The organism is Polaromonas potterensis, from assembly GCF_033446725.1.
Classification (GTDB): Bacteria; Pseudomonadota; Gammaproteobacteria; order Burkholderiales; family Burkholderiaceae_C; genus Polaromonas.
In genome coordinates this window covers 114,737-124,237 of sequence record NZ_JAWQLX010000014.1, presented here as the reverse complement: position 1 = coordinate 124,237, position 9,501 = coordinate 114,737, and the positions used below count along the sequence as shown (strand labels likewise).

Here is a 9,501-nt window from a genome sequence, read left to right as displayed (position 1 = left end):
CGATGCTTGGCAGCAAGCTCGAAACGCCCTTCAGCGAACCATCGAGTGGAAATTCACTCGGCAGGATGCAGATACAAAGCTTGGGCGATACTATGTTTCGAAACTTGCGTGTTGATGTACTAGTGCCACAAGCCGCTCCGCTCGGTTAATGTGTCTTCAACAGATGGAGACATCACCATGAAATCCCTCACCGGCCTGGACGCAACCTTTCTTTACCTCGAGACCCCCGAGATGCCCATGCATGTGGGTTCGCTCAACCTGTGTGAGCTGCCGGCGGGTTTCAAGGGCAGTTTTCACAAAGCCGTCAAGAACCACATCGCCAGCCGTCTGCACCTGGCGCCGGTGTTCAGCCGCAAGCTGGTGTTCATGCCATTTGACCTGGGCCACCCGCTGTGGGTCGAAGCCGACGCGGTGGACCTCGACTTTCATGTGCGGCGTGTGCCCTGCTCGGCCCAGAAACCCATGAGCCTGGCGCAGGCGCACACCATGGTGGCCACCTTGCACAGCGAGCTGATAGACCGCGCTTACCCGCTCTGGGAGTTTTATGTGTTTGACGCGATCAAGCTGCCCTCGGGTCAGCGGGTCGGCGGCTTTTTCTCGAAGATTCACCATGCCGCGCTGGATGGCAAAGGCGGCGTGATGCTGGCCAACGCCATCCTGGACCTCGGGCCGCAGCCGCGCGAAGTGCCGCCGCCCGACCCGGCGCGGCGCGGCAAAACCGCAGCCGACCTCAAGGTGGGCAAGATGATTGGTTCTGTGTTTTCCAACTCGCTGGCGCAGGTCGCCAAGCTGGCCAAGTCGCTGCCAGCGGCGGCCAGCACTCTGGGCAGCACACTGGCCAGACAGTCCCTGCAAGACTCGGGCAATGGCCGCGCCAAGATGCCCATGAAACTGGCGCCCAAAAGCCCGTTCAACACCGCCGTGACGCAGGGCCGAGTGTTTGTGGCGGCGACGGTGCCGCTGGCCGAATGCAAGGCCATGGGCAAGGCCGTGGGCGGCAGCTTCAACGACGTGGCCTTGTGGATTTGTTCCACCGCGCTGCGCAGCTACCTGGCCGGGCACGGCGGCGTGCCGACCAAGTCCCTGGTCGCGGCCATGCCGGTGTCCTTGCGCGAAGCCGGCGCCAGCGATGCGACCGAACTCGGCAACCAGGTCAGCATGAGCCTGGTGGAGCTGGGCAGCCACCTGGCCCACCCGCTCAAACGATTGAACGCCATCATGGCCTCAACGGCCAAGGTCAAAGCCTCGATGCAAAGCCTCAAGGGCTTGCTGCCGACCGACTACCCTTCCCTGCTCGCGCCCTGGCTGGTCGGCGGCGCGGCCAAGGCGGCGCTCAATGTGTACGGCAAAACCGGGCTGGCCAGCCGCCTGCCCATGGTCGCCAATCTGGCGATTTCCAACGTGCCCGGGCCGCCCGTGCCCTTGTACCTGGCCGGCGCCAAAATTCTGACCTTTCACCCGCTGTCCATCGTGATCCACGGGCTGGCGCTGAACATCACCATCCAGACTTATGCCGGCCATGTGGACTTCGGTGTCATTGCCGGAAAAACCGCCTTGCCGCAGGCGCAGGAGTTGGCGCTAGCGATTGAAGAAGCCTTCCGGCAAGCACAAACCTTGCTGGGACCAGAGGCCCCGGCCCAGGCCGCCCCGGTCAAGGTGCCCAAAAAACCTGTCGTTTCCAAGACGCCTTTAGGGAAGTCTCCCTCTGTAAAACGCGCCAGCCGCCCCAAGCTTGCTTCTACCCAGAACAAAGACAACACATCCAATGCTTCCAACCATGGCACCACCCGCACCCCCGCAGTCAAAACCAAAACAAAACCAAAAACAGGACCTGCACGACGGCCCGCCGCCTAACGTCTGGCTGCTGGCACTGGAGCTGCGCGCCTTCTGGGAAGCCGGCGCCTTGTTGCCCACCTGGCCGGTGCTGTCCAAGGCGCCGCGTGGTGACGGCCACCACGTGGTGGTGTTTCCCGGCCTGTCGTCCAACGACGGTTCAACCATGCCGCTGCGCCGCTACCTCGACTCCCTGGGTTACCAGACCAGCGGCTGGGAACAAGGTTTTAACTTCGGCCCGCGCGCCGGCGTGCTGGACGCCGCCAGGGCGCAGCTCACACGTGCTTTCAAGGACAGCGGGCGCAAGGTCAGCCTGATCGGCTGGAGCCTGGGCGGCGTGTATGCGCGCGAACTCGCCAAAGAATTGCCACACATGGTGCGCAGCGTGATCACCCTGGGCACGCCGTTTGCCGGCTCACACCGATCCACCAACGCCTGGCGCATTTACGAGCTGGCCAGCGGCCGCAAGGTCGCGCGCGAGGCCGAGAACTACGACCTGCCCAGCGCACCGCCGGTGCCGACCAGCAGCCTTTATTCGCGCAGCGACGGCATCGTGGCCTGGCAAGGCAGCATCCAGCAGCCCTCACCAGACAACCCACGCACCGAAAACATCGAGGTGATTGCCAGCCACATCGGTCTGGGCCTGAACCCCAGCGCCTGGTGGGCTGTGGCCGACCGGCTGGCGCAAGCCGAAGGTCAGTGGCGGCCGTTTGAGCGCAAGGGCACGTTTTTGCACGGGCTGATTTACCCGGACCCGGCACGCGCGGCTTAGGGCCAGAAGGCCGCAATACAAAAGCGTCTGTCACGCGAGCTTCAGACGCTTCTTTTTTGATAGCTGCTTGCGACCGACGGATAAGGGCCAGAGGCCTAAAACGCTTAAGAAATCAGGTGTTTTCAGGCTGCAGGCCTGTAACCAGCCCTGGCGCCCATCAGGCGCGGACCTCGGCCTCGGCAAAAAAACGGTAACCCGCGTTGCGCGCGGTATTGACTGGCAATTCCACGCCGGTCGCCTCTTCGGCCTTGCGGCGCAGGCGCCGCATCTGGGTGTCCAGCCGGCGCTGGTCATACAGCATGAAATCCTCGCCCAGGGCATGAACAATGTCCTGGCGGCTGATGATTTTCCCCGGCTCCGCCATCAAGGTGTGCAGCACCGTCACATCTTGCTGGGACAAGGCAATCGCCTGAAAACCCGGCGGCAGCAGGCGGCGCGGCCCCAGCTCCAGCACCCACAGCCCCTTGGTTTCGGGCTCGCCCAGGCGCCGTTGCAGCGCGGCCAAGGTGGCGGCCAGTTCGTCCAGGTCCGCGGTTTTGGTCAGGTAATAGTCCGCACCGTCGCCCAGCCCGGCCACTTTGTCGGGTGTGGTGCGGCGGGCCGTCAGCACGACGATGCCAATCCGGTGGCCTTGTTCGCGCAACTGGCGTATCAGCGCCATGCCATCGCCGTCGGGCAAGGTCAGGTCGATGAGCGCGATGCGATGCAGGGCCGGGTCGTACATCTGGTGAAACTCGGCCAGGCTGGCGGCGGCATCGACCTGGTAACCGATGTCCGTCAAAAATTCGGCAAGTTCCTCTCTCAGGACAATCTCGTCTTCAAGCAACATGAGGTTTTGCATCGCGTGAGGATAGCCGATGCCATCGGGCACTTGTCTGAGCGTTTCTGAGCAAACGTACGACGGCCATAACCCGCCCTGCGGCGTGCTACGCTCTCGGCCGCCATGAAACGTCTACGCCTTGTCCTGTTTGTCATCACCCTCCTGCTTCCCCTGTCGGCCCTTGCGCAATCCGCACTGAGCCTGCAGTCGGACACGCGTCAACTGCTGGGCAGCGGCCACATGAGCTTGCTGCGCGACGCGGGTGGCCACATGACGGCCGACGAGGCGATGACCTCAACACGTTGGCAAGCCTTGCCGGGCACGGTCAGCGCCGGCTACACCACGGATGCCCTCTGGCTGCGGCTGGCGGTGGGGCGCCATCCGGACGCACCACGGGAATGGATGCTGCGTTTCACCAACGCCTTGCTGGACGATGTCAGGCTGTATCGGCCGGACGGCGCCCAAGGCTGGTCGGAACAGACCGCCGGCGAAAACCTCGGGCGCGCCAACTGGCCCGTGAAGGCCCGCAACGTCGTCTTTCGGACCCGCATGGAGGCGCCCGGGCGCGAGATCTGGCTGGTCCGCCTGCAAGGCAAAAATGCGATGGCCACCGACCTGGAGCTCTGGCCACACGCCGCCTTCGACGATTCTTCGCGGAAAGAGTATTTTTATTACGGCCTGTATTTCGGCTGTTTTTTACTGCTTATCGTGGTGCATGCCTTTTTCTGGCGCATGACCCGGGAAGCACAAAGCGGCTGGTATTTGCTGTACATCCTGAACACCACCTTGACGGAGTTGATGACCACCGCCATTCCCCAGCAGTTGCTGGATCTGCCGGTCGGGCTGTCCGATCCCTTGCTGGGTTTGTCGATCTGCGCCAGTCTGGCGGTGGGCACGCATTTTTCGCTGCAGCAACTGGGCCTGTCGGCCTTGTGGCCCAGGTTCAACCGGGCCGTGTTGATCAACGCCGACCTGGTCAGCCTGGTCAGCGCCGGCTTGATCCTGAGCGGACATTTCGCCTCCGGCGTCATCCTGGTCCAACTGGTGGCCATGACCCACATCGTGGTGATCATGAGCCTGGCGACCTGGATGGCCGTGCATGGCCACCAGGCGGCACGTTTTTTCCTGCTGGCCTTCGGCATTTTCTATATGGGCGCAGTGATCAGCTTCCTGCGTAATCTGGAGGTGATGCCCTCCAACTTCTGGACCCATCATGCAGCGACGATGGGCGCGCTGCTGCACATGGTCTTGATGAGCGTGCGCCTGAACCTGCGTTACGACGGTTTGCGGCGCGACAAGGAACTGGCGCAGGCCGAAACGGTACGCGCGGTGCGGGACTTGAACGACAACCTGGAAGCGCAGGTCGCCAGGCGCACCGCCGCCCTGCAGGATGAGATCGCGCAGCGGGTGCAGCTTGAGCAGGAGTTGCGCCAGGCGCTGGAAGTGGAGCGCCGGATCAAGGACGAGCAGCAAGACTTCCTGGCCATGGTGTCGCATGAATTCAGAACACCACTGGCCATCATCACGACCACTGCGCAACAAATTGCCAAAAACCTGAACGCCGCACGCGAGAGAACGCTGGCGCGGTGCCAGAACCTGCGCGACGCGGCCCACCGCATGGCGGCGCTGGTCGATGAATACCTGAGCGCGGACCGCATGGACACCAACGCCACGGCCTTCAAGCCCACGCCCTGTGATCCGCGCCGCTTGATCGATGATGCGCTGGCCGAGTGGCCGAGCGGACGGATCAACACCTCGCTGCAGGCGCTGCCGCCGCAATTCGTGTGCGACAAGGGCTTGTTGCAAGTGGCCTTGCGCAACCTGCTGAACAATGCCCAGCGCCACGCCACAGGCGGGCAAGCCATTCACCTGAGCGCCGCCACGCGGGATGATGGCGCGCTCTGCCTGTCCGTCAGCAATCCAGGTACGCCGATTCCCGAGGACGAAATCCCGCGCCTGTTCCAGAAATATTTTCGCGGCCGTTCCGCCCAGCACCAGCCCGGCGCCGGACTGGGCCTGTACCTGGTGCAGCGCATCGCCGGCATGCATGGCGGTGAAGTGCGGCTGGCCCATGACGCGACATCGGGCACGGTGACGTTTTCTTTGCTGCTTCCCGCCAATCTGAACGCTGTGGCCGGTGCACCGCCGATGACGACGCTGAACAGCGCGGCCTGATCCAGCAAGCGTGGCCGGAAACGGCGGCGCCTTATCGGCCGCAATGCCGGTTCGGACGGCGGGACTCCTGCCACAGACGTGTCCCGCACGAAGGCCTGGCTCATTCCCAATACCCCCTCCACTTGATCGGGTATCGCTCAGATTTGCTCAATTCTGCGCAGCCATTTCTCGCTAACCTCCTCGGTGAACAAATCTTCACCCCGTTTGAACTGCCGTTTGCGCAGAGAGATACATCGAGCATGAACAAAGTACACCGCATCACCTGGAGCAAGGCACGCTCCGCCTTTATCGTGACCCATGAAAACGCATCCAGCGGGGGCAAGCCCGCCACCACTTGCAGCGCCGTCGGCGCAGCCCTGCTCATGCTGCTGCTGAATGCCACGCCGGCGCTGGCCGCCAATGTCTGCGGCGCGGGCCCCAATGTCATCAACACGGCCCACGCATCTGGCGACAATTGCACGCTCAGCAACAACGGTGGCAGCGTGACCGTCGGCAGCACCGGTTCGCTCGCGACCGCAGGTTCTGCCGCGATCACCGCCAGTGGTGCCGTCGGCGGCATCACCATCAACCAGGGAGGCAGCGTCAACGCCACCTCCACCAACGTCGGCATTCATGTAAATGGTGCGACGCTCTCGGGCGACATCACGATCAAAGGCAACCTCACCTCTGTCGCTGATGGCGGCCAGTTGTTCAACGGTGCACTCTATGCGTCCAACTCGACGATCAACGGCTCCCTGGTCAATGACGGCGGTCAAGTCGGCAACGTCTTGTATCTGATCGGTAGCAAAGTAAACAGCATCCAGAACATCAATGGCGGGGTCATCAGCGTCTCCGGCAATCAGGTCCGCGGAATTGCTATCGGCGACTCCACCGTAGCCAACGGCATACTGAATGGTGCGGGCAGCAGCATCACGACCTCAGGTTATGACGCGATCTACTTTGGCGGAGGCACCATCAGCGCTGGCGGGATCGTCAACCGGGGCATGCTCACCAATGGCGGTGTGTTCGTTGGAGGCAACGCGGTCGTCAACGGCGACATCCTTAATGCCGGCACCATCAAGGACCTCGTGAGTGGCCCCGGCTTGTATATGAGCCAAGGCACGCTTAACGGCAACCTCCGCAACGAGGGCTCCATCAGCAATTCCCCAACTGGCATGGTGGTCGCCCAAGGCACGCTTACCGGCGACATTATCAACAAGGGGACTATACAAGCGAACAATACGGGCATCGGGGTGAATACCAATGCCAAGGTGAACGGCAAGATTGTCAACAGCGGCTCTATCAATGGCACATCCCTGGGCATTTCCCTCTCTGTGGGGCAGGTTGCTGGCGGCATCCACAACACCGGTACGATCTCGGGAAAAGATCGCGGTGTGGTCTTGTTTGGCGCCGGAACATCGCTGACGGCAGGGGGCGATGGCCGGGCGATTTATAACAGCAGCAGCGGCAGCATCACGGCCGGCAACAATGGCAATACCAACGAAACCGCCATCCATGCCGCTAGCGATACGGTGATCACCGGCGATATCGTCAACGAAGGCACGATAGGCGGCAGCAAGATCGGTATTCGCGTGGATGGCGGCGGCCAGGTCAACGGCGACATTAACAACAGCGGAAACATCAACGGCACCAAATACGCGGTGCAGATCGCGGACAATTCAAGCTTGAGCGGTATCGTTGCCAGGGGCAGTGCGGCCCGCTTCATTGGCGATGTCTATGCCCGCAAGACCGATTTCACGGTGGCAACGGGCGCCTCCTTTGCCAATGACAACGCGTTCAACGTCCAGGGTTTCGTGGTCAGCACTGGAGCGGTGTTCACCATGAAGGCCGGAACCAGCACCTCCGGCATGGCCAATGGCATCACCGTTGGCAGCAGTGGTTTCAGCAATGCCGGCACTGTCATCGTCGATACCGGTACGCTCAATGCGGTGCACGGCGACTACACGCAAGCCAGTACCGGTTCTCTGAGCATCGGTACCATCGCCGGTAGCCATACGAAGCTGACCATTGATGGCACGGCGACCAATGCCGGTCGCATCGAGTTGGCCAGAAGTGGCGATCTTCACGCAGGCAGCCTCAACAACAATGGCACATTGGCACTGGCCGGTGGCAATACCATCAGCACCACCAGCGGATTCAGCAATGCCGGCACCCTGACACTCGACGCCACGGTGCGAGCGGCTGTCACCGGCAACTATGCACAGACCAGTGGCGGTCTGTTCAACGCAGGCAACAACAGCCGACTGGATGTCAGCGGCGCCGTCACGAATGCCGGCAAGGTGGCACTGGGCGCAGGTGCCACATTCGGCGCCGCCAGCATGGGCAACAGCGGTACCATGACGCTGGCCGATGGTGCCAGCATCACCACCACCACAGGCTTCAGCAACAGCGGCACGCTCAGCCTGGGCAGCAGCGTGAGCGCAGCCATCAGCGGCAACTACACCCAGACCAGCACCGGCGTCTTCCGTATCGGTGTCAACGACGACACCACTTACGCCAAGCTGGCCGTGAACGGCACCGTCAACCTGGCCAGCAACGCCAGGATCGAGGTGGACGTGACCAGGAAGGATCAAGTCTTCAACACCAAGCGCCTGCAAAACGTGCTGACCGCCACCACGCTCAACAGCGATGGCACCTTTGCCGTCACCGACAACTCGCTGCTGTTCGACTTCGGTGCGGTGAAAGACGGCCATGCCGTGCACCTGACGCTGGCTGCCGCCGCAGCCAAGGGCGGCCCTTCGGTGCTGGGCAGCGTCACGGACACCGGTAATAAACCTGGCGTGGGCGCTGCTGGTGTACTCGATCAAATCATCGGCGCCAACCCATCGGGGGCTATTGGCAACCTGTTTGTCGGTCTGACCAGCAAGGAGGCTGTGTCGCAGGCCGTGACACAGACCCTGCCCCTGCTCACGGGCGGCTCCATGGCGGCGGCCAGCGACTCCCTCTCCGGCATCAACCGCGTGGTGCAGGCGCGTATCGAAGCCAACCGCGGCTTGTCCTCGGGTGATCTGGCTTTGAGTGACAGGCATCTCTGGTTCAAACCTTTCGGCTCCTGGGCCAGGCAGAATGACCGCGATGGTATTTCGGGCTTCAAGGCCAACACCTCGGGCTTTGTGGCAGGTGCCGATGCCGCTGTGAGCGAACGCAGCCGGCTGGGTCTGGGCTTTGCTTATGCCAATGCACGGGTCAATGGCAATTCCAGCATCGCGCCGCAGCAGGTGGATGTGGATGTGTACCAGTTGCTCGGTTATGGCAGCTACAGCCTGAATGATCGGACCGAGCTGAACTTCCAGGCCGATATCGGCCAGAACAGCAACCAGGGCAGCCGCAGCCTGGCCTTCACCTCAAGCACGGCGCGGGCCAGCTACAAGAGCCTGACCACCCATGTCGGTGTGGGCATTGGCCATATCTTGCCTTTGGGCACGACCACGGCGTTCACACCTTCCCTGCGTCTGGACTACAGCCGGATCAAGGACAAGGCTTATGCCGAAAGCGGCGCTGGGGCCTTGAACCTGAATGTGGCGGGCCGCAGTGCTGAGCAGATGCTCCTGGCCGTGGATGGCAAGCTGACCCACAACCTGGATTCGCAAACCTCGGTGACGGCCAATCTGGGCGCGGCTTACGACATGCTGAGCAAGAAGGCGTCCATCGTCGCGGCCTTTGCCGGTGCACCCAACGCGGCCTTTACGACCTATGGCATGGACGCCACGCCCTGGAGCGTGCGTGCGGGTCTGGGCCTGGTCAAGAAACTCGCCGGCGGCATGGAGATCGCTGCGCGTTATGACGTCGAGGGCCGCAAGGCTTTCATCAACCAGACCGCTTCGGTCAAGTTGCGCTGGGCTTTCTAAGCTGCTTGGGCTTTCGCCCTTGTAGTGCCCACACACACACACAAACGCCGGCC

Annotated in this window: 5 protein-coding genes; 4 read left to right on the top strand and 1 reads right to left on the bottom strand. The window is 62.4% G+C overall.

The window, feature by feature from the left end:
- Positions 1 to 177 precede the first annotated feature (177 nt).
- Both R6254_RS20910 and R6254_RS20905 read left to right on the top strand, forming a co-directional pair.
- Complete coding sequence (locus tag R6254_RS20910) at positions 178 to 1,854, top strand: wax ester/triacylglycerol synthase family O-acyltransferase (protein WP_318409610.1); 1,677 nt, start codon at positions 178 to 180, stop codon at positions 1,852 to 1,854.
- Positions 1,778 to 2,605, top strand: coding sequence for an alpha/beta hydrolase (locus tag R6254_RS20905; protein ID WP_318409609.1), 828 nt, complete (start codon positions 1,778 to 1,780; stop codon positions 2,603 to 2,605). The genes R6254_RS20910 and R6254_RS20905 overlap by 77 nt, the downstream gene beginning before the upstream one ends.
- 157 nt (positions 2,606 to 2,762) lie before the next feature.
- Here R6254_RS20905 and R6254_RS20900 read toward each other — a convergent pair whose 3' ends face one another.
- On the bottom strand, positions 2,763 to 3,434 hold the full coding sequence (locus R6254_RS20900; RefSeq protein WP_318409608.1) for a response regulator transcription factor: 672 nt from the start codon (positions 3,432 to 3,434) through the stop codon (positions 2,763 to 2,765).
- A 114-nt stretch (positions 3,435 to 3,548) separates the two neighbouring features.
- Between R6254_RS20900 and R6254_RS20895 the strand changes: the two genes are divergently transcribed.
- Positions 3,549 to 5,600: a sensor histidine kinase gene (locus tag R6254_RS20895; RefSeq protein ID WP_318409607.1), complete on the top strand. Its 2,052-nt coding sequence runs from the start codon at positions 3,549 to 3,551 to the stop codon at positions 5,598 to 5,600.
- 239 nt (positions 5,601 to 5,839) lie between these two features.
- Positions 5,840 to 9,448 carry an autotransporter domain-containing protein gene (locus tag R6254_RS20890; protein WP_318409606.1) on the top strand — a complete coding sequence of 1,203 codons (3,609 nt, stop codon included), beginning with the start codon at positions 5,840 to 5,842 and terminating at the stop codon, positions 9,446 to 9,448.
- The last annotated feature ends 53 nt before the right edge of the window (positions 9,449 to 9,501 follow it).

Bases quoted from the DNA above. Each gene is read 5' to 3' on its own strand.
- R6254_RS20900 (WP_318409608.1), bottom strand. From the start codon at position 3,434: ATGTTGCTTGAAGACGAGATTGTCCTGAGAGAGGAACTTGCCGAATTT.
- R6254_RS20910 (WP_318409610.1), top strand. From the start codon at position 178: ATGAAATCCCTCACCGGCCTGGACGCAACCTTTCTTTACCTCGAGACC.
- R6254_RS20890 (WP_318409606.1), top strand. From the start codon at position 5,840: ATGAACAAAGTACACCGCATCACCTGGAGCAAGGCACGCTCCGCCTTT.
- R6254_RS20895 (WP_318409607.1), top strand. From the start codon at position 3,549: ATGAAACGTCTACGCCTTGTCCTGTTTGTCATCACCCTCCTGCTTCCC.
- R6254_RS20905 (WP_318409609.1), top strand. From the start codon at position 1,778: ATGGCACCACCCGCACCCCCGCAGTCAAAACCAAAACAAAACCAAAAA.